Raw genomic sequence first — 23,745 nt, forward strand, 5'->3', positions numbered from 1 at the left:
CTCCTTTTAATCTGCGTTTGCTGCGCCATCCTGCAATGTCTGAGCTGTACCTGAAAGGATCTCTTCGTCTTCCTTAAGATTATAGTAGTATTCAAGTACTCTCTTTGTGATTTCTGCTGCGTAACTGGATGTATAACCGTTAGCAACTCGTGTAGCAACAGCGATCTCAGGTGACTCATAAGGTGCATAGCAAACAAACAACGAATGGTTGGGTTTACCCTCCTGCTGTGCAGTACCGGTCTTACCTGCTACATTTACACCGAAATTATCGTATATCTTCTTGGACTGAACAACTTGTCTCATTCCGAGATGTATAGCATCCCAATATGCAGAAGGCATATCTATCTCATTTCTGACATCTGCACTGTAATCCTCAAGTACATTGGCATTAGAATCTGTCGTTTTGTCTATTAAAGTCAGATTAAAACATTTACCGCTGTTGGCAACGGTTGTAACATATCTTGCAAGACTGACGGTCGTATAGTTGGCACTACCCTGACCGATTGCGGAACGAACAGAGTCCTTATCGGAAATCTGAGGTTCTGACTCAGTTATCTCAACACCCGACTTTTCATTAAGACCATAAAGACTCGCATACTTGGCAAGCTTCTGAAGACCTATATCCGATGAATAGGAATTGGTTCCGTCAACAATACCCAGTCTGTAACCAACTTCATAGAAAAATACGTTACATGAATTCTTAATTCCGCCTGTCACATTGAGGTCTCCGTGGCTTCCCGGATGTATCCAACATCTGGGCGGCTTGTTATCATCAAGCTTTGTAAATATACCTCCGCAATGGATAGTGGAACTCGTAGTAATAACATTCTCACTAAGTCCGGCCGTAGCGGAAACCATCTTAAAAGTAGATCCGGGCGCAGTTTTCTGCATAGTCGCATAATTAAACAAAGGATTGGATTTATCACTTCGAAGTTTAGCATAATATGCGGCATCAACGCCGTTAGCCATCTTGTTGTTGTCATATCCCGGATACGAAACAAGAGCACGAACTTCACCCGTATTAACGTCAGTAATAACGATAGAACCTGTGCAAGGATAAAGCGCAAGCTGCGCGGGAGTGATATCAAGTTTTTCAATCCTGTTTCTCATAAAGGTATATGAAGACTCGCCTCCTCTTTCCCAGAGTCCGCGTTCCTCATCGTCAAGTGAAACAGCCTCCTGCTCAAGTAAAAGATTGCAGACCTGTGTTCCGCTTATCCTATCTTCGAGCAAAAGATATTTATAAAGCCTTGCATCAAAATCAAGATCGGGATTAGATTCAACACCTTCACTTGTAACCTTTTCGCCGCCAAGTTCTCCGGCGATATAATCAACTATCTGTGCAAAAACCTCTTCCGAAGAAGCATATTGATTGTCAAGATTAAGTCTTGAAACATCGATCCACCCCTTGGCATATGTATATTTAAGGTATTCTGTAAGCGATATTTCCTCGGTAAGATGATAAGCCTTGTACATCTCATCTTCTTTGTCGATTTTATCGGAATTAAAAATCTCACTCTCAAGCATATCGGAGATATGCGTCATATACCATTTATATTCTTTTGAAAGATCTTTATAAGGTGTCTGCTTTTCATTAAGCTCAACCCTGATTCCGTTAATAACCTCTTCCTTCTTTGCAAGCCATGCCTGGTACACTTTTTGCTCAGTGTCTTTTGCATCCTCATCATCAAAATGAGATATATCTACAATGGCATTGTCAAACACAGAAAAATACACATCATAAATCGGAATAGGCGTATTACTTGAACCTAGATCCGCATTGTCTGGATTAGCCTTGATGTTTTGGATTTTTCTTACAAGAATACCTGCAAGAGACTGCTCCAAGATCTTATAGCATGCTTCTGTAAGATCCTTGTCTATCGTAAGCCAAACGTCATTACCTCTTATAGAGTCAACAAAGCTGTTAACTTCAATAACTCGTCCCGTATTATCAACCGAAAGTGTCTCCTTACCCTTTGTTCCCTGAAGTACACTCTCCATAGATTCCTCAATACCCGACTGACCTACAATATCGTTGGAATCATAGTTTTTGTTAACCTGTTTAAGCTCGGCAAGCTGATCGGGAGTAACCTTACCGGTATATCCGAGAATATGTGAGAAATACTCGGAATCGGGATAATATCTGGCAGTACTGAGTTCTATATCCGCACCGTCAAGTATACTGGCATTTTCCAAAACATCGGCAACTGTCTGCTCACAAACATCAGAAGCTACGGTTGTATCAATATATTTCTGATAACTGTTGTTGTACATCTTGTATCTTACGATAACAAGATTAAGAACTCTGTCCTTGGAATAACCTTTTCCGGCAATAAATTTGGCATTTATACCGGAGCCTTCTTTTTCACCGATCTCGAATTTCTTACACAGATCTTCTATTACTTCCTCGGCAGTCTTGGTCTTCTCCTCGTATTTAAGCTCATCGGTCTTGGCATGACCGTATACATCAGCAAGAAAACGGATAAGTGCGGAACCGGTGACATTGTATTCATAGTTTCCGCTTCCGTTTATGATTATATTAAAGTCCTGATCAACGCTGTCGCCGTTCTCTTCGATAATATCGATAAGTCCGTTAAGGGTATCGTTAATAGCTTTGTTCTTGCCTTTACCGGACTTGTAAACGTCCTCAATGGTAACAGAATTGGCGTCCTTGTTATAAGCAAGAAGATTGCCGTTAACATCATAGATATTACCTCTTGCAGGCTGAATGGTCTTAACTTTGGTGATCTTAAGCTGGAATGAATCAAGATAATAATCACCATTAACTATTTGCAGCCAAAAAAGCCTGTATATCATAATACCGGCAAGACAAACAATTAAACCGCATACAATAACGGCTCTGGATGTTATGAACTTTATAAATTCATCCTTTATATTCTCAAACAAATTTCTTTGCGCTCCTTTGTTCTATCTCATCAATCTTATTGTTGACCTTTAAGATGATAGGATAATAAATAATCGCTACAAGGGCTGTATAAACAACTTCAGGAATGATTATGTTCATCATATAAAACTTAATATCAAACCTATTTCTAAACATAAATAAAAGAACATAACATATAAATCCGTAAACAAAATCAGCAATTGTGATAAAAGTGATCGGAATAGCTACGTTATTTGAAAAAAAGATCTCATGGAGCTTGCCGATAAGGAATCCCACATACATAAAGATAAGTGCATAGAATCCCAAATAAGCACCAAAAAACACATCATACAGAAGTCCGCAAAAAAAGCCGGCTAACAATCCGGCCTTGTCTCCTTTTATAAATCCCAATGATGCGGTGAATATCAATAGTAAATTAGGAGCAATACCGCCAAAATCCAGAGCCCGAAATACGGTCGACTGTAAGATAAAAGATGCCAATAAGAATATGAAGTTAACAATAACTCGTCTGATATTCATTAGCCTTACATTAATTCGCTTTCTTTTTTAATTCTGTAATCACAAGTACTTCACTGAGATGTTCAAAGTCAACAACCGGTCTTATTGTTCCCGACTTGGTAATATTGTTTGAATCATCTTGTATATCTTCAATATATCCGATAAGAATTCCGGGAACGTAGTTGGAACTTATATTGGATGTTACAACCTTATTGGTGGTAGTTACTTCATCTCCGTCATCATGAAGATAAGAAAAACGAATAACACCGTCTTTGTACCTCTGAAGATCACCTTCAACAACAAGATTATCGCCTGTTGCAAGTACCATACCGCTGACAGCGGCTTTATCTTCGATAATAGTTTCGACGGTTGACCATGAAGGGCCAACTTCTATGATCCTTCCGACAAGTCCGCTTCCTGCGATAACGTTCATATCAACCGAAAGGCCGTCATCGGAACCTTTATTGATAACAAAAGATTTATACCAGTTACCCGGATCACTACCGATAACCGTTGCACCGACCATCGGATATTCAGCATACTCGTTTTTGAGTTCAAAAAGCTCGCGAAGATGCGCAAGCTCATATTTTTCCTGCCAAAGAAGTGTGTTTTCTTTGGTAAGATCATCAATCTGCGCTTTAAGCTTCTCGTTTTCATCAAGAAGCTTGGTTATTGATTCCAGTCTGTCCGTAGTATTTTTGATATGAGTTCCAACCTTTGTTATTCCTTTTTGGAAAGGCACAACAAAAACACCTGCAAACGAATTAAGCGGTCCGGAAAACAGGTTTGTATTAAATGTGATCAATATAAGTGCGGAACACAGCACTGTTAAAATAAAGAGGAGATATTTACTCGGAAGAGTAAATTCTTCTCCTCTTCTTTTGATTATGGGACTCATTATTACTTATCCTCTTCAATTCCGTAAGCAAGAACCTTGTACTGATCCTCCTTGATGATCTTGGCAAGACCAAGAGCAACAGATCCAACGGGATTCTCGGCAATATTAACATTAAGACCTACGCCGTTAGAAAGTCTCTGCGCAAGGTGGCATACCTGTGAAGCACCGCCGGTGAGATAAAGACCGTGCTTAAAGATATCGGCTGCAAGCTCCGGAGGAGTCTTCTCAAGTGTAGCCTTTACGTTATCAAGAATCTGGTTGAAGTTCTCAACAAGCGCGCTGTTAATAAGCTCTGTAGGAATCTGTCTCTCAACGGGAAGACCTGTAACGATGTCTCTTCCGTAAACGACAGCATCCTTACCCTCTTTCTCAAAATCTTTGAGAGCAATCTTAACGTTCTCTGATGTCTTCTCTCCGATAAGAAGTCCGTACTCTTTACGAACGATATTTCTGATGGACTCATCAAACTTCTTGCCGCCTACTTTTATAAGTTTGCTGACAACGATACCTCTGAGTGAAAGAATTGAGATCTCTGTAGTGTCATAACCTACATTGACAACAAGTACACCCTGAGAATTCATAACGTCTATATTCATTCCGAGTCCGTCTGCAAGAGGCTTCTTGACCATCATGATCTTCTTTGCTTTAATTCCGGCGTCATTGATAAGATCGTGGAAAGCACGTCTCTCAACTTCTGTTACATCCTTGGGAACGGCGATATAAACTTCGCAAGGCTTAACAGAACCTTTCATCTGATCTGTGATAAAGAGCTTGACCAAAGTCTCCATGTGCTCGATATCAGCGATAACACCACTGTTCAAAGGATAAGAGATCCTGATCTTATCGGGAGCCTTCTCATACATATCGTATGCGGAATTACCGTAAGCGAAAACATTAGTCTTATTCTCGATAGCTATCATATTCTTTTCAACTGTCAGACCATCCGCATCTCTGTTATAAATCTTGATGTTACTGGTTCCAAGGTCGATTCCAAAAATATTACTCAAAACTTCCTCCTTATTGCCACAACAGCCCTTTTTCTTCAAAGCTGTAAAATGACTTATCTCCTATTATTATGTGATCTCTGAGTGCGATATCAAGCATAATGCCCGATTCGCGGATCTTGTTGGTGATAGCAACATCCGCCCTGCTGGGGGTCGGATCGCCGCCCGGGTGATTATGAATAAGAATTATACCCGAAGCACCTGTTTTAAGAGCATGCATATATACATCTCTCGGTGATAAAGATGCTGAATTGACTGTTCCTATAGACAAAAGACATTCCTCAATAAGCCGCAGCTTATTGTTAAGGCATAATAATATAACCTTTTCTCTTTCCTCGTGTCTAAGCTTTTCCATATAGCTAAGCGCAACCTCGGAAGGTTTGGAACAATCAAGCGAAAGTGATGCGCTTCTCCTGGACATGCGCATAGCCATCTCGGCTATACACTTAAGCTTAACTGCCTTGACTTCCCCGATACCGTTTATACGCTTTAGCTCATCCAAAGAAACTCCGTATAAACAATTAAGTCCCTTTTCCTTGCCTCTTCCGAGTGCCAAAACATTTCTTGCTATATCGATAGGCGAAGAAGTATTACTCCCCGTCCTGATAATGATCGCAAGAAGTTCCGCATCGGTAAGCGACTGTGCACCGAATCGCATAAAACGTTCGTAAGGAAGCATGTCACAAGACGCGCTCGCACCTTTATTATCAAATGTATTTGTTTTCATAAGATTCCCTCCGATAAGATCGCTTCCGGGCGACAGAAAGGAATTCTTACACGGTTGTTACTTCAAACAACCAAACTCATACAGATTATAGTTTAACACATCACAACGCCACTATCCACAAGATTTTGCAAACTCTTTAATATTCCAAGCTTTGCATGCGGCCATGTAAGGCCTCCCTGGAAGAAAACAGAGTAAGGTTCTTTTATCGGTCCGTCCGCCGAAAGCTCTATTGAAGAACCGGATACAAAAGCGCCTGCAGCCATGATTACCTGTGAATCGTACCCCGGCATATCCCAAGGCTCGGGATCAACAAATGAATCTACGGGAGCCGCAGCCTGAATTCCACGGCAAAAAGCAATTACACCTTCGGGCTTTCCGAAAGTAACCGCCTGAATAATATCATGTCTGTCCTCCGTAGCATTCGGAACAACATCAAAACCAAGCTTTTCATAAATATTTGCCGCAAAGATGGCTCCTTTAAGCGCCGAAGCCGTAACAGTAGGTGCCAGGAAAAATCCCTGATAGAACTGAGGCAGAATTCCAAGTGAAGCACCGACCTCTTTTCCGAGTCCCGGTGAAGTAAGTCTGTATGCCGCATTTTCAACACATTCTTTTTTGCCTGCGATATATCCGCCGATAGGCGCTAGACCGCCACCGGGATTCTTTATAAGAGAACCGACAACCATATCTGCTCCGAGATCTGTTGGCTCAATACGCTCAACAAACTCGCCGTAGCAGTTATCTACCATGCAGATAACATCCTTTTTAATTCCCTTGATAAAAGAGATCAGCTCTCCTATTCTCTCAACAGAAAGAGTGGGTCTGGTCTGATATCCCTTTGATCTTTGAATGGTAACAAGCTTGATATCATCATTATCCAAAAGAGTTTTCTTGATATTATCATAATCAAAGCTTCCGTCAGGTAAAAGATCCACCTGGCTGTATTTTACGCCGTATTCCTCAAGCGATCCCTTGGAAGGTCTTATCCCGATAACTTCTTCCAAAGTATCATAAGGCTTGCCAACAGGTGAAAAGAGCCTGTCTCCAGGTCTCAAATTACTCATAAGAGCAAGCGCAAGCGCGTGAGTTCCGCATGTGATCTGCGGTCTTACAAGTGCATCCTCAGTATGAAAAACAGAAGCATAAACGGCTTCAAGCTTCTCTCTTCCCATATCGTTATAACCATAGCCGGTTGTTCCGAGAAGGCATGCTTCGCTAACCTTGTTATCCTGCATCGCTTTCAAAACCTTAAGCTGGTTATATTCTGCGGTTTCATCTATTTTCTTAAAACGCTCCTCAAGATCTTTTAAGATCTTTTCGCCAAAGTCATATACCTTTTCGGAAATCCCAAGAGCTTTGTACATTTCATTGTTTGCTGTATTATTCATCTTTGTATATCCTTATCATTTCTTCCAAGATTCGTTCATCGTCTCTGCCAAATTCTCTTTTGTCTATCCAACGAACATCTTTTTCTCTTCTAAACCAGGTAAGCTGCCTCTTTGCAAAGTGCCTTGTATTTCTCTTTATAAGATAAACGGCTCTTTCAAGATCGTATTCGCCGTCAAGATAGCCTAACATCTCTCTGTAGCCAAGCCCCTGCATAGAAGTCGCTGACCTGTCTATGTTCATTTCAAGAAGCTTTCTCACTTCCTCTTCAAGCCCCTCTTCTATCATCAAGTCAACACGTTTATCTATCCTCGAATAAAGAACCTCTCTGTCATCGGTAAGCACGAAGTACTTAAAATCATAAGGCGAAGTTCTTTGATGCTGTTCCTCGTTGTGCTCTGAGATAGGTCTTCCTGTCTTTTTATAATATTCAAGTGCCCTTATCACGCGCTTTACATTATTGGCATGAATGATATCTGCCGACTTTGGATCTATTTCTTTCAGCTCATTAAAAAGAGCTTCCGTCTCGCCGTTTTTTGCCCTTTCTTCAAGCTCATTTCGTATCGATGTATCTTCATCGGTCTCGGTAAAGTCGATATCATAAAGGACAGCCTGAATATAAAATCCGGTTCCTCCTACAATAATAGGAATCTTGCCTCTTCCGGAAATATCACAGATAGCCTCTTTTACAAGCTTTTGGAATAAAAAGACATTAAAATTCTCGGACGGATCCAGAATATCGATCAAATGATGCGGAACTCCTTCCATTTTTTCGGTCGAAATCTTATCGGTACCGATGTCCATATATTTATAGACCTGCATAGAATCAGCGGAGATGATCTCTCCGCCTATTCTCTTAGCAAGCTCTATTGATAATTTTGATTTTCCGACAGCCGTCGGACCTGTTAATACTATAAGCTTTTGTTTACTCATTCCACCACTCGTTTGAATTTCTTATCAATCTCATACTTCGTCATGGATATAATTGTCGGTCTTCCGTGAGGGCAATTATACGGATTATCAAGTGTGAGAAGCTCATCCAAAAGAGCTTCCATCTCCTCTTTGGTCATCTTGGTGTTGCCCTTAACGGAAGCCTTACAAGCCATACTTGCAATCTTATAATTTATCACATCGGGTGTCCTGTCAAGATTGGTCTCATGAGACAGTTCGTCAAGTATCTGAACGAACATCTCTTTTTCATCCGAACATCCGAAAAGATCGATCGGAATGGCTCTCATGGCATATTCATGGCCACCGAAGTTCTCAATGTTAAAACCAAGCTTTTCAAAATACTCTCTGTAATGTAAGAATATATCTTCCTCAGCCGATGAAAGGCTTATGATCACAGGAGGATTTACCATCTGCGAAAGCATCTCTCCCGACTTATATCTTGCCAGCATTCTCTCATAATTAACCTTCTCATGAGCCGCATGCTGATCGACTAGGAACATCTTATCCTTAAAGCCGATGATCCAATATGTCCCGAAAATCTGTCCCAGGATCTCGTATTCCTTAACGTTGTCCTTGGTAAGAACCTTTTCTTCAAAAAGATCAAGCTGAACCGGCTTTTCAACAATAATCGCCTCATCTGATTTAATAATGGGAGAAGGCCTTTCGTTTTTCTCTGCAATGCTTCCGTCCGAGTCCCCGAATATCCTCGTCCAAACAGCGGATTTATTGCTGTCCTGAATCCTTATGGGTTCTTCCTTGACACCTGTTGCATAAACAGGCACATCCTCATTCACCTTGTTCTCTTCGAACCTAGACTTTTCAAAAGGTTCGGGAGCGTGCTGTTTATCCTCCTTTTTATTTGAATCCGGATCACCGGAAGTCTCTTTTTTATTGTCAAAAGAGCTTTCTTCTTCCGTAGCTTCTACATCCGCAGCCTTCTTGGCATCCTTAAGATCGTCACCGAGAAGCGCATCAGGTATCATCTCATGATTACGAAGCGTCTCTTCAACATTCTTTCTTATGAACTCGTAAAGTGCCGTCTGATTGTTGAATCTGACCTCAAGCTTTGCAGGATGTACATTGACATCAACAAGTGAAGGATCAAGTCTTAAATGCAAAATCGCAAACGGGAACTTATGCATCATAAGATACTGTTTATAGCCCTCTTCAAGCGCTTTTGAGATCACTTTATCCTTTACATATCTTCCATTTACAAAGAAGATCTCAAAGTTTCTGTTGGACCTGTTTATCGAAGGCTCTCCCAGATATCCTTCAAGTGTGATCCCATTCTCTGTAACGTTAATGGGAACAAGACTTACAGAAATATCTCTTCCGTAAATTCTATAGATTATCTCTTTCAGATCGCCGTTTCCGGAAGTATTGAACTTATCGTCCTTGTTGTTGATATAGTGAAAAGAAACTGTGGGATTATCCAGAGCAAGATGCTCCATAACATCACCTATATAGCTTCCTTCCGTCTGCGGTGTCTTTAAGAATTTCTTTCTCGCGGGAGTATTGTAAAAGAGATTTCTCACAATAAGCGTAGTACCGTCGGGAGCTCCGATTTCTTCAAAAGCAGCTTCCTCTCCGCCATTAATGCAATATCTAATTCCCTCAAGAGAATCCTTGGTCTTGGTTATCATATCAACCTGAGCGACCGCAGAAATACTTGAAAGCGCCTCTCCTCTGAATCCAAGAGAATGTATTGAAAAAAGATCGTCTATGGTCTTAAGCTTACTTGTCGCATGTCTTTTAAATGCTTTTCTTATTTCGCTTTTCTCGATTCCGGACCCGTTATCCGTAACACGGATCATATCGATGCCGCCGCCTTTTATCTCAACGGTAACGGCAGTCGCGCCGGAATCAATCGCATTTTCAACAAGTTCTTTTACGACACTTGCAGGTCTCTCAACCACTTCACCCGCAGCAATCTGATCAATAGTCTTTTTGTCCAGTTCATTTATGAAAGCCATTTAGTTTTTCCACCTGTTTTTCAAATCGCTCTGAAGCTTATAAAGTGTATTCAGAGCGTCCATCGGCGTAAGAGTCGTTATGTCGATTTCCTGTAGTCTCTTAAGCACATCTTCATCAGTTACGGTATCAAAAAGTGACATCTGATCAATATCGACATCGTCATAATGCGTTACTTTAACTTTTTTATCGCTCTTGTTTTCTCTGGCAATTGACTGAACCTTCTCGGTTATATCATTGTCCGTAAGCTCTGTAACAATCTCCTTGGCCCTGTCTATAACCATATCGGGCACACCTGCGAGCTTGGCAACCTGAATACCATAGCTCTTGTCCGCACCGCCCTTTATGATCTTACGAAGAAAGACTATATCATCTCCGTTTTCCTTGACGGCAATGCAGTAGTTATTGACGTTATCCATCTTACCTTCAAGCTCAGTGAGCTCATGATAATGCGTCGCAAAAAGCGTCTTGGCTCCGAGTATCTTACGGTTACTGATATGCTCGGTAACAGCCCACGCGATCGCAAGTCCGTCATAGGTAGAAGTTCCTCTTCCGATCTCATCAAGGATAAGAAGGGAGTTGGGCGTTGCATTTCTTAAAATATTGGCGACTTCGTTCATCTCAACCATGAAGGTGGACTGACCGCTGCCAAGGTCATCCGAAGCACCTACTCTTGTAAATATCCTGTCAACTACACACATATCCGCTTTTTCAGCAGGGACAAAGCTTCCTATCTGCGCCATAAGAGTAATAAGCGCTGTCTGTCTCATGTATGTTGACTTACCTGCCATGTTGGGACCGGTAATAATGGATATACAATGCTTTTTATTATCAAGATAAGTATCGTTTGAGATAAACATATCCGACGCATCAAGCATCAGCTCTACAACAGGATGTCTGCCGTTCTTAATGCTTATAACGCCTTTTTCATTTATTGTAGGCTTAACGTAATGATTCTTCTCTGCAACATACGCAAGTGAAGCATAAACATCAAGAAGTGCCAGGGCTTTAGCAGTCGTCTGTATCCTGTCTATCTCAAGAGAAATAGAATCTCTTATCTTGCAAAACATCTCATACTCAAGGTTATTAAGCTTATCCTGAGCATTAAGAATGGTATCCTCAAGTTCTTTAAGCTTGGGTGTAGTATATCTCTCGCAGTTTGTGAGAGTCTGTTTTCTAATAAAGTAATCGGGAACCATATCCTTGTTGGAATTGGTAACTTCAAAAGAATAACCGAATACATTGCTGTATTTTATTCTAAGGTTCTTTATTCCCGTCTTCTCTTTTTCTTCTTCCTCAAGCTCAGCAAGCCAGCTCTTTCCGTTTGATCCGGCTTCTCTGAAATGATCTATATCTTTATCAAAGCCCTCTTTTATTATTCCGCTCTCTTTTATCGTAAGTGGCGGCTCTTCAACGATCGCACTGTCGATAAGATCGTGAATATCTATAAGAGGATCCAGCTTGTTCGTAAGCTCTTTTAACTCGTTATCATCCTGAACATCCAAAAGAGATGTGAGGATGGCGGGGATCATTGCGATTGAATTTCTAAAAGCCAAGAGATCCCTTGGATTGGCGGTCTTAAATATTATCTTGGACATCAGTCTTTCAAGGTCATACACAGGACCGAGATACTCTCTTATTTCTTCTCTCGTGACTACATTTTTTACAAGAGTCTCAACCGCACCTTGTCTTTTTATTATCTCTTCTTTATCGATAAGCGGCTGCTCAATAAACGAACGAAGCGTTCTTGCACCCATCGCGGTCTTGGTCTTATCAAGAACCCAAAGAAGCGTTCCTCTTTTTTGCTTATCTCTTAATGTCTCAACAAGCTCTAAGTTCCTTCTTGTAAAGCCGTCAAGAAGCATATATTTACTTGTAAGATACGGATAGATATGCGTGATATTTGTTATCTCCGCCTTCTGCATGTCCGTAAGATACTGAAGAAGTGCTCCCGCCGCGATCACACCGCAAGGAAAATCATCTATGCCCAGACTTATAAGTGATGAAACTTTAAAATGCTTAAGAAGAAGCTTCTTGGACATATCATCGTCAAAATACCTTGATTCAAGCGAATTGACAAAGACATTCATCCTGTTTTTGATCTCATCCATATCGATACCGCTAAGATTAAAGGCATCATTACAGATAAGCTCCGTCGGCATATATTTACCGATCTCATCCATAACACCGCGAAGTGTATCAACTTCAGTAAGGAAGTAATCGCCTGTTGTAACATCGGCAATGGAAATACCGGTAATATCGGATGAGTAAAAAATACTCATGATGTAATTGTTCTTGGTCTCTTCAAGAGACTGCATATTAAGATTGGTACCCGGAGTAACGATCCTGGTAACTTCTCTTTTTACGATGCCCTTGGCAAGCTTAGGGTCTTCGGTCTGCTCACAGATAGCAACCTTATAACCTTTTGAAACAAGCTTGGTAAGATAAGTATCCACCGCATGGAACGGCACGCCGCACATCGGCGCTCTTTCATCAAGTCCGCATGCTTTACCCGTAAGTGTAAGCTCAAGCTCTCTTGAAGCAACGATCGCATCGTCAAAAAACAGTTCGTAAAAGTCACCCAGTCTGTAAAATAAGATACAGTCCTTATTCTCAAGCTTAGTCTTAAGATAGTGCTGCATCATGGGTGATACTTTTTCTATATCAACATTATCATAATTGAAGTTCGTGGTATTTTCCACGGCATAGTTCCCCTTACTGCATTAGATTTTTTCGCCAAAATAATAGAACCCGTGACATTCGATAAGCTTAACCTTCACAAAGCTTCCGATAAGTTCTTCTCCTCCAGGGAAATGCACCAAAGTATTATTGGACATTCTACCCGTCATAAGTGATGAATCGTGCTCGTTAACTCCCTCAACAAGTACATCTTCACATCTGCCTATAAGCTTTGCAGCCTGCTCCTTGGCCGTTTCCTGAACAACCTTAAGAAGTCTGTCGAAATTCTCCTTAACTTCCTTCTCCGGAACCTGATCCTCGAATTTAGCCGCGGGAGTGCCTGCTCTCTTTGAATATATAAAAGTAAAAGCGTTATCAAACTTTACTTTATTCACTACATCGATGGTGTCATCAACATCGGATGCCGTTTCACCGGGGAAGCCGACGATGATATCCGTTGTGATCGCAACATCGGGAATACGCTCTCTTATCTTAGCTGCAAGAGTAAGGAACTCTTCCTTAGTATAGCTTCTGTTCATCCTCTTAAGTATCTTGGAACTTCCCGACTGAAGAGGAAGATGGATATGACGCGCGATCTTGGGATTATTTGCAATGACATCGATAACGTCATCCTTAAAATCCCTCGGATGAGGAGTCATAAATCTAACTCTCTCAATACCCTCAACCTTAGCTACTTCATCAAGAAGCTGAGCAAAAGACATTGCGTCTTTATCAACTTTCCTAAGGTCATTGGCATATGAATTGACATTCTGACCAAGAAGCATGATCTCCTTAACGCCGTCAGCAGCTAGCTTCTCGCACTCTCTTATTATATCCTTGGGATTTCTGCTTCTCTCACGTCCTCTTACATACGGAACGATACAGTAAGTGCAGAATTTATCACAGCCAAACATAATGTTTACGCCGGATTTATAAGCATACTTACGTACAACCGGAAGATCCTCAACGATCTTGTCCGTCTTCTCCCAAATATCTATGATCATCTTATCAGCGCAAAGTGTCTGATATAAAAGCTCGGCGAATTTATAGATATTATGTGTTCCGAAAATAAGGTCCACAAATCTGTAGCTCTTTTTGATCTTCTCAACAGCACCGGGCTCCTGCATCATGCAGCCGCATATAGCAATCTTCATGAAAGGATTCTTTTTCTTAAAATTGCTGCACTGGCCGAGCCTACCCAGAACCCTTTGGTCCGCATTGTCTCTGACTGTACAGGTATTGTAGATAACAAACTCTGCATCCTCTGAATCAGTCTCTTCATAGCCGACAAGCTTAAGAGCCGCAAGAAGTTTTTCGGAATCCCTTGCGTTCATCTGACAACCAAAGGTCACAACGCAGGCTCTTGGCTTTCTTCCAAGCTCTTTTTCAAATTTGGAGACAATGCTCCTTGCCTTATCGATATAATCAAGCTGCCTTATGCTTTCTTCGTCTGTAATCTCTTCCCTGCAAGAATTTAAAATATTTATCTTGTTCTTTTCTTTGTTTATTGCCATTATTAAAACTCTTTTCCGTATGCATCCACTATTCCGAGAAGGATGTCAACCACCTTTCTCATCTCCTGAACAGATGCATATTCATATTTGCCGTGATAATTATATCCGCCTGTGCACAGATTGGGACAAGGAAGTCCTTTATAAGAAAGAGCTGCGCCGTCCGTACCTCCTCTGATCGGAGAATCTATCGGAATAATATCAAGATCTTCCATCACACGCTTAGCATTCTCAACAAGATGCATATGAGGTCTGATCTTCTCGATCATGTTGTAGTACTGATCCTTAACGCTCGCTTCAACCGTTCCTTCGCCGTATTTTTTATTAAGGAAATCGGCAGCTGCTGCAAAGAGCTCTTTCTTTTCGTTAAATAGATGCTCATCATGATCTCTTATGATGTAAGTTGCAGTCGCACTCTCAGTGCTTCCTTCAACACCTATCAGATGGAAAAAGCCTTCTCTTTTTTCTGTGTACATAGGATTTTGAAACTCGGGTAAAAGAGAATGGAATTCATAGCAGATAAGCGATGCGTTAACCATCTTGTTCTTGGCATCACCAGGGTGAACGCTTCTGCCGTTAACCTTGATAATGCCTTCAGCTGCATTAAAGTTCTCATATTCAAGCTCTCCGAGCTTACCGCCGTCAACGGTGTACGCATAATCGGCGCCAAATCTCTCAATATCAAAGAATGCTGTTCCTTCACCGATCTCTTCGTCGGGAGTAAACGCTATCCTTATCTCGCCATGCTTGATATCGGGATTATTCAAAAGATATTCCGCCATCGTCATGATCTCCGAAACGCCCGCCTTATCATCGGCTCCGAGAAGTGTTGAACCGTCGGTCACGATCAGGTCTTCTCCGATATGATTTAAAAGCTCCGGAAAATCCTTGGGCGACAGAACGATCTTTCCTTCTTTATCAAGAAGAATATCGGTTCCCTCATAGCCGTCAACAATCCTTGGCTTTACATCTTTGCCGCTTACTTCATCGGAAGTATCCATATGTGCAACGAAACCTATAACAGGTCTGTCCTTACCGTCATCAATATTTCCCGGTATCTTTGCATACACATAGCAATGCTCCGTATCATAATAAACATCGCTTGCACCGATCTCTTCAAGCTCTGCTTTCAAGAGCTTGGCAAGATCATGCTGTTTCATGGTTGACGGTGATGTACCTGAATCCGGGTCTGACTGTGTATCAACCTTCACATATCGTAAAAATTTCTCAATAACATCAGGTTTATTCATTTCTTTTTTGCCTTTTTATTACCTTTCTTCTTGGCATTTTCATTAAAGCGGCTAATATAGATCCTTGCAGATCTGGAAGCCAAAGTATGCATAACCGCATCCATGGGCTGTTCCTTATTACTTGCCGCCGTATCCGATATAAGCTCCCATTCATAGCCGTCGGGAAGCTTTGGAAGCGCCAGCTCCGCATCAGTCCAATGCATATTGTAGCAAGCGTAGATAAACGGCTCTTTCTTATCCTTTTCATATAAGCCGCAGTAAAGCATTCCGAGTATATGTGAATGTCCCGAAAGATCGGGTCTCCAGGCTTCTCTTCCGTGGCACGAAAGATCGGGATAGCCGCAAGATATATAGTCCATAAGCCTGAAAGCATCCTTACTGTGAAGAATATTATATTTCTTCCTTAAGGCTATCAGCGACTTAACATAATCGAACAATTCGGCGTTCTTGTCAAGAGCCTTCCAATCAACCCAGCCGATCTCATTATCCTGGCAATACGGGTTATTGTTACCGCTCTGAGAGTTTCCAAATTCATCTCCCGAAAAGATCATAGGAGTTCCCTGAGATAAAAGAAGCATCGTCATAATGTTCTTCATCTGACTGGTCCTAAGCTCCAAAATACTGCGTTTCTTGGTCCTACCTTCGATTCCGCAGTTCCAGGAAAGATTATTGTCACTTCCGTCTTTGTTATTCTCACCGTTCTCCTCATTGTGTTTGTGCTCGAAAGCAACAAGATCTGCAAGTCTAAATCCTTCGTAGTCGCAGACATAATTAACGTTACCGTACTCCGGATTATTTAAAACCATAGCCTTTAAGAAATCACCGCAACTATTGTCATCACCCTTTAAAAATCTTCTTGAAGCATATAAAAATGCGGTGTTGTAGCTTGCAAGATATTTCTCTTCTTTTGGTAGATCCGTATGGTAATCCTCGTAATCAAACCAGTCGTACCAGATCTTAACATCTGTAAAAAGAGGATCCTTAAAGATGAGCTTCTTAGGAATACTTGCTCCCTTAATATGAAAACCGTCTACATGATATGAGCATCTCCAAAACCTAAGGGCATCGATAATAAGGCTCTCGCTCTCATCCTCTTCAAAATAAAACTGAAGAACTACTTCGATTCCGTTTTCATGCATGGTCTTAATAAAGCTCTTTACTTCATCCTCGGCTTCTGTAGGAACGGCACAATAAGAAGTCCTGGGCGCAAAGTAATAACCCTTTTTAAAGCCCCAATAATTGAGCCTGTGCTTTATCATATTCTTCCCGACAATACTTCCGTCCCTTGAATAAACAAGTTCTTTTGCATTGCCCGGAACTTCATTATCACTTCCGCGTCCCTTGGATTTCTTTGGTTTATCAAGCTCATCCATCTCATAACAAGGCATAAGCTCTATCGTTGTGATTCCGAGAGATTTAATATAAGAAAGTTTTTCAAGGATTCCCTTATACGTTCCACGAAGCGACGCAGAAACACCGCTTGATGGGCTCTTTGTAAAACCTCTTACATGCATAAGATATATAAGACTCTCGTTATAAGGAATGCAGGGATTCTTGTCATCGCCCCAATCAAAACAGTTAAATGAATTTCCGGAAACAGATTTATTCCTAAGAACCGCTCTGATATCGGAAGGATCAACATCCTTGCCAAAGCCTTCCAGTCCCAGGATATGCTCAGCGTATGGATCGCAGAAGCAATCATCATCGGAAAAGAAGTTATATGAAGTGTACTCATCTATATTGTCGATACCGCTGATCCTGGCAGAATAGATATCACCTCTTTTTACATCCTTAGGGAGCTCTATCTTAAGAGTTTTGCTTTTCTTAGCTTTCAAGGACTTAAGCTTATCCTCGCTGTAAAGCTTTAAACCACATTTATCCGCATCCTCAAAGACTGCTCTGACAACAAGACTTTTATCATAATCTATATAACATCCGAGCGGATAAGGTTTTTCTTTGTGTATCACATAATTTAAAGACATACAGTCTTCCTTTCGTGACAGATTTTAAGAGCTGAAAATGCTTACTTTTTTGCATTACATAAGCCCTAATATTTTATCACATAATCAGTTTATATGCACTCGAAGTATGCTATAATCATGATATAGTCTAAAGATAAGTATTTCAGGAGGAACTTTGATGGAATTTTCCAAGATTGCTACAGATATGAATACCAAAATAGAAAACGATGAGCAGATGACTGTTGATATCGAGCTTGATGACGGCAAAATTGTCACATGTGCCATCATAATCGTATTGACCGTCAATGCAAAGGATTATATCGTTCTTCTGCCTCTTGATAAAAACGGCCAGAACAACGACGGAAACGTTTGGTTCTATGAATTCATCTACAAAGGAGACGATAAGGAGCCTGAACTTGGCTACATATATGATGATGCAGAGTACGAAGCTGTTGCCGAAGCATTTAACCTTTATCTCGACGATGTAGAATTTGATGAGCTTATTGAACTTCCCGAAGAAGATTCTGAGTCTTTATAATTCTTTGATATCCACAGATCTTTTATAGGTTTTAAAAACCGTGACGGAAGCATCTTATTATCTTCATCACCGGTAATATATGACATTATGAGCGCCTCTTTTGCACGTGTCATCCCGACATACAGCATTCGGCGCTCTTCTTCTATCGATTCGTCCGAAACCGCACTTCTTGACGGAATTATTCCTTCATTTAAGCTGGGAAGCCACACATATCGAAACTCAAGACCTTTAGATGCGTGCATCGTATAGATCTTAATGCAGTTTGAATTGCTTTGCCGCGTTCTATGCTCTTTTTCCGAAGTGTTATCTTCATGTTTTCTCCTATAATCTTCAATAAACTTATGTGTATCCTCATAGTCGCAAGCTTCTTTAGAAAAGATATCAAGAGCGCTCTGCGATCCCGGATAAAGCTTATCTATTCCGACCTGTTTCCTCAAATATCTGACACACAGCCCGGGTCTTAAGTGTGCGATCATGCTTATATGCCCAAACAACCGTTTTATCTCATTACATCTTTCTTTGTTTCCCTTGTAATACCTAAGAACATCGGCTTCATTGACCATTTCATTTAATACGGCATCCCTTGATATATATCTGAGAGGCTTATTCATTATCTTAAGAAAATCGCTTCTCTTTTTACCAAGATAAGCAAACTCCATATATGAAAGACAAAGTAAGACCGCATCATCAATCCCTCTTCTTCCGATAAGATTCTCAAGATTAGTCGGTATTTTATAACTCTTAAGGATTTCGGCTATATTCAAGCATTCCGAATTAGTTCTGAATATGATCGCGATATCGGAAAGATTTCCTTTATAAGAAGAGATAAAAGATACTACTGCCAGATCTTGAAGCTTTTTATTATGATAAGCTCTTGCATAAACATGACCTCTCAAGCTTTTATCAGCGGCATAAACAGTCTTTTTAAACCTAAGCTTATTCTCATCTATTACAAGATTCGATGCTCCGATTATCTTATCTCCCGATCTGTAATTGGCTTCAAGCTTAATAAGAGCCAAACGATCATCCATGTTTTCCTCATAAAAGAGCTTCATAAGACCGGGATTGGATCCTCGAAAACCGTATATAGACTGATCGTCATCACCGACAATAAAGAGATTTCCGTTATTTCCTTTAAGCAGATCAACTGCTCTTTTTTGCATAGGATTAATATCCTGATATTCATCGATGAGGATATGCTTGTATTTATTCAAATACGGATTTCCCGGTCTTGATAATTCATTGCAGCTTTCAACGATCATATCATCAAAGTCTATCTTCCCAAATTCTTTTAAGCGACGTTCATACTCATCTTGAATTTCCCGGAAATACTCATGAAAAGGGATGTTGCTGTTGTTTGTATTATTGGCATTGTTTTCTGTGTTTTTAGAGCCCGTATTTTTAAGCCTTGAAATCTCAGAAAGAATGTCTTTAGATGCATCGACAATCTCAGGATCAGTGAGTTTTTCATTCTTTTGTTCACTGTAAACGCGGTTATTTACTCTGTGCAGAATATCGCACATTATCTTGAGTTTAAAGCTTTCGCTTGCAACTTCTAGCTTTACCCTTTTTCCCGGCTTTGATCTAAGGTCTATAAGCATTTGATAAAAGATGGAATGAAAAGTGCCAAACGACACTTCGGGATAAGAACTATCCGTGATCTTCATAAATCTTTGCTGCATCTCATAGGCAGCTGATCTTGTAAATGTGATAACTAAAACAGATGACGGCATTACGCCAAGATTTTCAATTAAGAACTTGATCCTGTGAACTATAACGAAAGTCTTGCCGCTTCCCGGCCCCGCAAGGATCATTGCAGGGCCGTCTTTATGAGTTATCGCCTCATACTGCGCGGCATTTAATGTAACACTGCCATCCTTAAAATTAAGGATTTTATTTTTCAAGTAACTCGATTCCTTTTTTGATTCTCTTGATTGTCTCTTCTTTACCGATAACTTCCATAAGCTCCGTTGCTCCGCAAGGAGTCATCTCTTTACCGGAAACGGCGATTCTTACAGGCCAAAGAACATATCCGTTCTTGTATTCCTTGTTCTTGATGTAATCCGAAAGAAGTGCATAAAGCGTATCGTTTACATAATCTTTCTCATCAAGACCCTCAAGCAAAGGAAGAACCTCTTTAAGAACCGCAAGTGAAGTCTCCTCATTGGTCTTCATCTTCTTGTGTGAGTAGATCGCTGTGTCGTACTCGGGAAGCTTAGCAAAGAACTTGACCATATCAGCAATATCGGGCCAGATCTCGATACGAGTCTTGACCATGTTAGATATCTGCTTAAGCTTGGCTTCATCAGCTGAAATAACACTGTCGCCCTCTTCCTTAAGTGCATCGACAATATAAGCCTTAGCTGTCTTAAAGAACTCATCTTCGTCCATCTTCTTAAGATACTCGCCGTTCATCCACTTAAGCTTAGTGTAATCAAATACGGCGGGTGACTTATTGATACGTCTGTAATCAAATTTCTCGATAAGCTCCTGAAGGCTCATGATCTCATTGTTATCTTCGGGTGACCATCCAAGGAGTGCAACAAAGTTAACAACTGCCTCTGGAAGGAAGCCCTGCTCGATAAGATCTTCGAATGAAGAATGTCCGCTTCTCTTAGAGAGCTTCTTGTGCTCCTCATCAGTGATAAGAGGGCAATGAATGTACTTGGGAATCTCCCATCCGAAAGCATCGTAAAGTCTGTTGTACTTAGGTGATGAAGAGATATACTCGTTACCTCTTACAACGTGTGTGATTCCCATGAGATGATCGTCAACAACGTTGGCAAAGTTGTATGTAGGATAGCCGTCCGACTTAATAAGGATCATGTCATCAAGCTCTTTATTATCAACCGTTACATCTCCGTAAAGCTCGTCGTGGAAGGTTGTTGTTCCTTCAGTCGGGTTGTTCTGTCTGATAACAAAAGGCTTACCCTCTGCAAGGTTCTTCTCAACCTCTTCTTTTGAAAGAGAAAGGCAATGCTTATCATAAACGCTTATCTCTTTTCCCTCAACAACCTGAACAAGAGAAGCAAGTCTCTCCTGGTCACAGAAGCAATAATAAGCTTCACCCTTCTCCACAAGCTCTTTTGCATAGGTCATATAAATACCGGCCTTCTGTCTCTCACTCTGAACGTAAGGTCCGACATCTCCGCCTACATCGGGGCCTTCATCATGGATAAGTCCCGTATCCTTAAGTGTTTTGTATATGATCTCCGTAGCACCCTCAACATAGCGCTCCTGATCTGTATCTTCAATTCTGAGAATATAATCGCCGCCCTCATGCTTTGTTATAAGATAAGCATAAAGAGCTGTTCTTAAGTTTCCGACATGCATACGTCCCGTCGGGCTCGGCGCATATCTTGTACGAATTTTAGCCATTTTCAAACCTCTGTTTATTAAGTATTTTCTTTATTCAAACGATTTATTATTGTAGCACAGAATACTATTTTTTCAATACTACGTATAGGTCAAAAGATACTTCATCAGTTCTTTCCTGTAGAACCAAAGCCGCCTCTGTCGGCACCTTCAAGGTGATCGCACTCGTCAAATACTATTGCAGGCTGATTCTCCATAATCCTAAATTGACAGATCCTGTCATTAAAACCAATATGTGTATCTCTCATTGCGATAACAGGCATGAACCACTGATCGTTGTCTCCGCAATATGAATGATCGACAACACCCATGTGATTGGCCTGAATAACGCCGAAATTCTTGAATGTAGAACTTCTTGGAACAATGTGTGCTTCATATCCTTCAGGGATCTCCATTGCTATTCCCAAAGGAACAAGCTTAAATTCTCCCTGCTTAAGGTCAATATCCTCAGCACTTCTAAGATCGATCCAGTCTGATTTTCCGTCAATATAAGTCAGCTTTTCAAGCTTATCGTTAAAGTATTTAATCTTGATCTTTTTTTCCATTTTCTCCTCCAATTTATGCTTTGTAATTTCTTGTCTTTACTTGAATCAGTAATATCTTTTTCCCCGGTAGTAAGAGCATGTGCCGTAAAAAGAACTGAAGAAAAGCACATAATTATCGCAAATAGTAACGGGCTTATAAGTATTCCGAAGATAACTTCCAAACATCCCGCTGCTATCGGAATCATTATTATATTATATATTAAGAACCACAAAAAACTATGACGAATATTTAAAAGTGTATTTTTTGAAAGCCTGAAAGCCGCAGCAAGCATGGACGCAGAGCCTTCGGGAATTATAAGTTCATCGTCGTTATTATCATTCAAAACAATCGCGCAGCTGCCCTTTTCCATATAATCATCTGCAATTTTCCGCTCTTCTCCTGCTATTATTCCGGAAACAACTTCAAGACCGCCCGCCTGCTCGGCGATTGTCTTTGCCGTCTTTTCATTATCTCCGGTTAACATCACTGGATTTATTCCCATGTTTTTGAGCTCAATAACACCTTTTTGAGTATTTTCTTTTATATTGTCAGAGACAGCAATTATCCCAAGAAGTTTATTGTCCTTGGAATAATAAATGGGAGTCTTACCAAGTGAAGAAAACATCTGGGCGCGCTCTTCTATCTCAGCCGGGATGATAGCATGATTACTTATAAAATCATGACTTCCACACCTGATAATATTTCCGTCAATCTTACCCTCAAGGCCTTTGCCTTCAAACTTGATAAAACCTGACACTTCGTTACTTTCAAATTCGCAGCGGTTATATGCATATTCGGTAACAGCCTTTGCTATCGGATGCTTACTGTGTGATTCCATTATTCCCGCGAGTCTTATAAGCTCATCTTCCGAAGGATTGGCTTTCAGCGCACTGTAACCACTCTTAGTAAGTGAATCTGAAGAAAAGACCTCCGTCACAACAGGTTCACCCTTTGTTATGATACCAGTTTTATCAAATAGTAAAATGTCTGCATCAGCGGCATTTTCGATAATTGCATCGTCTTTAAAAAGAATCTCATTCTTTTCACTAAGTTTTCTAGCCGATTTAAAATAAAGAGAGGCTGAGATAAACAAAGCAGTCGGACAAGCACAAATAAGTACAGAACATGCTTTATCTAACGCCGTCCCAATTTGTGCCCCTGCGATCATCCATATCATAAAAGTAATAACGGATATTCCGATCACTATAAACACAAAGCACTCTGCCTGTTTTTTATAAGACAGAACAATAGGTGCGTTTACTTTAAGCAAATCGCCATCGTATTCTCGGATCAAATAATCGATTATTAAATTAAAAATAGCGAATAAAGTTATGATGATCGCGGTCTTTAAAAACGACCTTAAAAAGATTCCCTGAATAAAAGAAGCGACGCTTCCAAGGGCCATAAGACTGTACCTGTTGGGTACTCTGTCCAAAAGCCCTTTGAAGCCGCTTATAAAGATTTTCCTATTTAATATTAAGACAGCGATGCACAGAAGCATCTGAAGGACTACTGCTACGGCATTCTTATCCATATCTCCATCCTTTATGTTCAATGCATACTTAC

The 23,745-nt window shown here is 40.7% G+C and carries 17 protein-coding genes; 1 reads left to right on the forward strand and 16 read right to left on the reverse strand.

All coding sequences use genetic code 11. The features are described 5' to 3' along the window. Positions 1 to 6: 6 nt before the first annotated feature. From D6856_RS00290 to D6856_RS00345, 12 genes are all read right to left on the reverse strand, one after another. Positions 7 to 2,907 carry a penicillin-binding transpeptidase domain-containing protein gene (locus D6856_RS00290; protein WP_120685271.1) on the reverse strand — a complete coding sequence of 967 codons (2,901 nt, stop codon included), beginning with the start codon at positions 2,905 to 2,907 and terminating at the stop codon, positions 7 to 9. After that, the gene (mreD, locus tag D6856_RS00295; RefSeq protein WP_120685272.1) at positions 2,900 to 3,424 is read right to left on the reverse strand and encodes a rod shape-determining protein MreD; all 525 of its coding nucleotides are present in this window, start codon (positions 3,422 to 3,424) and stop codon (positions 2,900 to 2,902) included. The genes D6856_RS00290 and mreD overlap by 8 nt, the downstream gene beginning before the upstream one ends. A 10-nt stretch (positions 3,425 to 3,434) precedes the next feature. After that, positions 3,435 to 4,301 carry a rod shape-determining protein MreC gene (mreC, locus tag D6856_RS00300; RefSeq protein ID WP_092247070.1) on the reverse strand — a complete coding sequence of 289 codons (867 nt, stop codon included), beginning with the start codon at positions 4,299 to 4,301 and terminating at the stop codon, positions 3,435 to 3,437. A gap of 2 nt (positions 4,302 to 4,303) precedes the next feature. Next, positions 4,304 to 5,308 (reverse strand): rod shape-determining protein, encoded by a 1,005-nt coding sequence (locus D6856_RS00305; protein ID WP_092247073.1) that lies wholly within the window; start codon positions 5,306 to 5,308, stop codon positions 4,304 to 4,306. A gap of 10 nt (positions 5,309 to 5,318) precedes the next feature. Then, positions 5,319 to 6,032 (reverse strand): RadC family protein, encoded by a 714-nt coding sequence (gene radC, locus D6856_RS00310; protein WP_120685273.1) that lies wholly within the window; start codon positions 6,030 to 6,032, stop codon positions 5,319 to 5,321. Between the two features lie 92 nt (positions 6,033 to 6,124). After that, positions 6,125 to 7,420 (reverse strand): methionine gamma-lyase family protein, encoded by a 1,296-nt coding sequence (locus tag D6856_RS00315; protein ID WP_120685274.1) that lies wholly within the window; start codon positions 7,418 to 7,420, stop codon positions 6,125 to 6,127. Continuing rightward, positions 7,413 to 8,351, reverse strand: coding sequence for a tRNA (adenosine(37)-N6)-dimethylallyltransferase MiaA (gene miaA / locus D6856_RS00320; protein WP_092247082.1), 939 nt, complete (start codon positions 8,349 to 8,351; stop codon positions 7,413 to 7,415). Before miaA ends, D6856_RS00315 begins: the two co-directional genes overlap by 8 nt. Beyond that, positions 8,348 to 10,342, reverse strand: a complete 1,995-nt coding sequence (gene mutL, locus D6856_RS00325; RefSeq protein WP_120685275.1) for a DNA mismatch repair endonuclease MutL — start codon at positions 10,340 to 10,342, stop codon at positions 8,348 to 8,350. The genes miaA and mutL overlap by 4 nt, the downstream gene beginning before the upstream one ends. Next, the gene (gene mutS, locus D6856_RS00330; RefSeq protein WP_120685940.1) at positions 10,343 to 12,985 is read right to left on the reverse strand and encodes a DNA mismatch repair protein MutS; all 2,643 of its coding nucleotides are present in this window, start codon (positions 12,983 to 12,985) and stop codon (positions 10,343 to 10,345) included. It lies immediately after the preceding gene. A gap of 78 nt (positions 12,986 to 13,063) precedes the next feature. Next, a complete protein-coding gene (gene miaB, locus D6856_RS00335) occupies positions 13,064 to 14,533 on the reverse strand; it encodes a tRNA (N6-isopentenyl adenosine(37)-C2)-methylthiotransferase MiaB (RefSeq protein ID WP_120685276.1) in 1,470 nt (489 codons plus the stop codon). A 2-nt stretch (positions 14,534 to 14,535) separates the two neighbouring features. Then, the gene (pepT, locus tag D6856_RS00340; protein WP_120685277.1) at positions 14,536 to 15,780 is read right to left on the reverse strand and encodes a peptidase T; all 1,245 of its coding nucleotides are present in this window, start codon (positions 15,778 to 15,780) and stop codon (positions 14,536 to 14,538) included. Next, positions 15,777 to 17,762, reverse strand: coding sequence for an alpha-amylase family glycosyl hydrolase (locus D6856_RS00345; RefSeq protein ID WP_120685278.1), 1,986 nt, complete (start codon positions 17,760 to 17,762; stop codon positions 15,777 to 15,779). The genes pepT and D6856_RS00345 overlap by 4 nt, the downstream gene beginning before the upstream one ends. Before the next feature lie 157 nt (positions 17,763 to 17,919). On the opposite strand from D6856_RS00345, the gene D6856_RS00350 reads away from it, so the two are divergent. Beyond that, complete coding sequence (locus D6856_RS00350) at positions 17,920 to 18,279, forward strand: DUF1292 domain-containing protein (protein WP_120685279.1); 360 nt, start codon at positions 17,920 to 17,922, stop codon at positions 18,277 to 18,279. Here D6856_RS00350 and D6856_RS00355 read toward each other — a convergent pair. From D6856_RS00355 to D6856_RS00370, 4 genes are all read right to left on the reverse strand, one after another. Then, the gene (locus tag D6856_RS00355) at positions 18,213 to 20,183 is read right to left on the reverse strand and encodes an ATP-dependent helicase (RefSeq protein WP_120685280.1); all 1,971 of its coding nucleotides are present in this window, start codon (positions 20,181 to 20,183) and stop codon (positions 18,213 to 18,215) included. The genes D6856_RS00350 and D6856_RS00355 overlap by 67 nt on opposite strands. Beyond that, entirely contained in the window at positions 20,173 to 21,657 is a 1,485-nt protein-coding gene (gene gltX, locus D6856_RS00360; protein ID WP_120685281.1) for a glutamate--tRNA ligase, read from the reverse strand. Before gltX ends, D6856_RS00355 begins: the two co-directional genes overlap by 11 nt. A 104-nt stretch (positions 21,658 to 21,761) precedes the next feature. Further along, positions 21,762 to 22,199 (reverse strand): dUTP diphosphatase, encoded by a 438-nt coding sequence (locus D6856_RS00365; RefSeq protein WP_120685282.1) that lies wholly within the window; start codon positions 22,197 to 22,199, stop codon positions 21,762 to 21,764. After that, positions 22,148 to 23,713: a heavy metal translocating P-type ATPase gene (locus D6856_RS00370; RefSeq protein WP_120685283.1), complete on the reverse strand. Its 1,566-nt coding sequence runs from the start codon at positions 23,711 to 23,713 to the stop codon at positions 22,148 to 22,150. The genes D6856_RS00365 and D6856_RS00370 overlap by 52 nt, the downstream gene beginning before the upstream one ends. Positions 23,714 to 23,745 lie beyond the last annotated feature (32 nt).

Origin of the sequence: Butyrivibrio sp. XB500-5 (assembly GCF_003625505.1) — a bacterium.
Classification (GTDB): Bacteria; Bacillota; Clostridia; order Lachnospirales; family Lachnospiraceae; genus Butyrivibrio.

Coding starts and splice junctions, on each gene's coding strand:
- D6856_RS00350 (WP_120685279.1), top strand. CDS start 17,920: ATGGAATTTTCCAAGATTGCTACAGATATGAATACCAAAATAGAAAAC.
- mutS (WP_120685940.1), bottom strand. CDS start 12,985: ATGATGCAGCACTATCTTAAGACTAAGCTTGAGAATAAGGACTGTATC.
- gltX (WP_120685281.1), bottom strand. CDS start 21,657: ATGGCTAAAATTCGTACAAGATATGCGCCGAGCCCGACGGGACGTATG.
- pepT (WP_120685277.1), bottom strand. CDS start 15,780: ATGAATAAACCTGATGTTATTGAGAAATTTTTACGATATGTGAAGGTT.
- miaB (WP_120685276.1), bottom strand. CDS start 14,533: ATGGCAATAAACAAAGAAAAGAACAAGATAAATATTTTAAATTCTTGC.
- mutL (WP_120685275.1), bottom strand. CDS start 10,342: ATGGCTTTCATAAATGAACTGGACAAAAAGACTATTGATCAGATTGCT.
- miaA (WP_092247082.1), bottom strand. CDS start 8,351: ATGAGTAAACAAAAGCTTATAGTATTAACAGGTCCGACGGCTGTCGGA.
- D6856_RS00345 (WP_120685278.1), bottom strand. CDS start 17,762: ATGTCTTTAAATTATGTGATACACAAAGAAAAACCTTATCCGCTCGGA.
- D6856_RS00370 (WP_120685283.1), bottom strand. CDS start 23,713: ATGGATAAGAATGCCGTAGCAGTAGTCCTTCAGATGCTTCTGTGCATC.
- mreC (WP_092247070.1), bottom strand. CDS start 4,301: ATGAGTCCCATAATCAAAAGAAGAGGAGAAGAATTTACTCTTCCGAGT.
- D6856_RS00365 (WP_120685282.1), bottom strand. CDS start 22,199: ATGGAAAAAAAGATCAAGATTAAATACTTTAACGATAAGCTTGAAAAG.
- mreD (WP_120685272.1), bottom strand. CDS start 3,424: ATGAATATCAGACGAGTTATTGTTAACTTCATATTCTTATTGGCATCT.
- radC (WP_120685273.1), bottom strand. CDS start 6,032: ATGAAAACAAATACATTTGATAATAAAGGTGCGAGCGCGTCTTGTGAC.
- D6856_RS00315 (WP_120685274.1), bottom strand. CDS start 7,420: ATGAATAATACAGCAAACAATGAAATGTACAAAGCTCTTGGGATTTCC.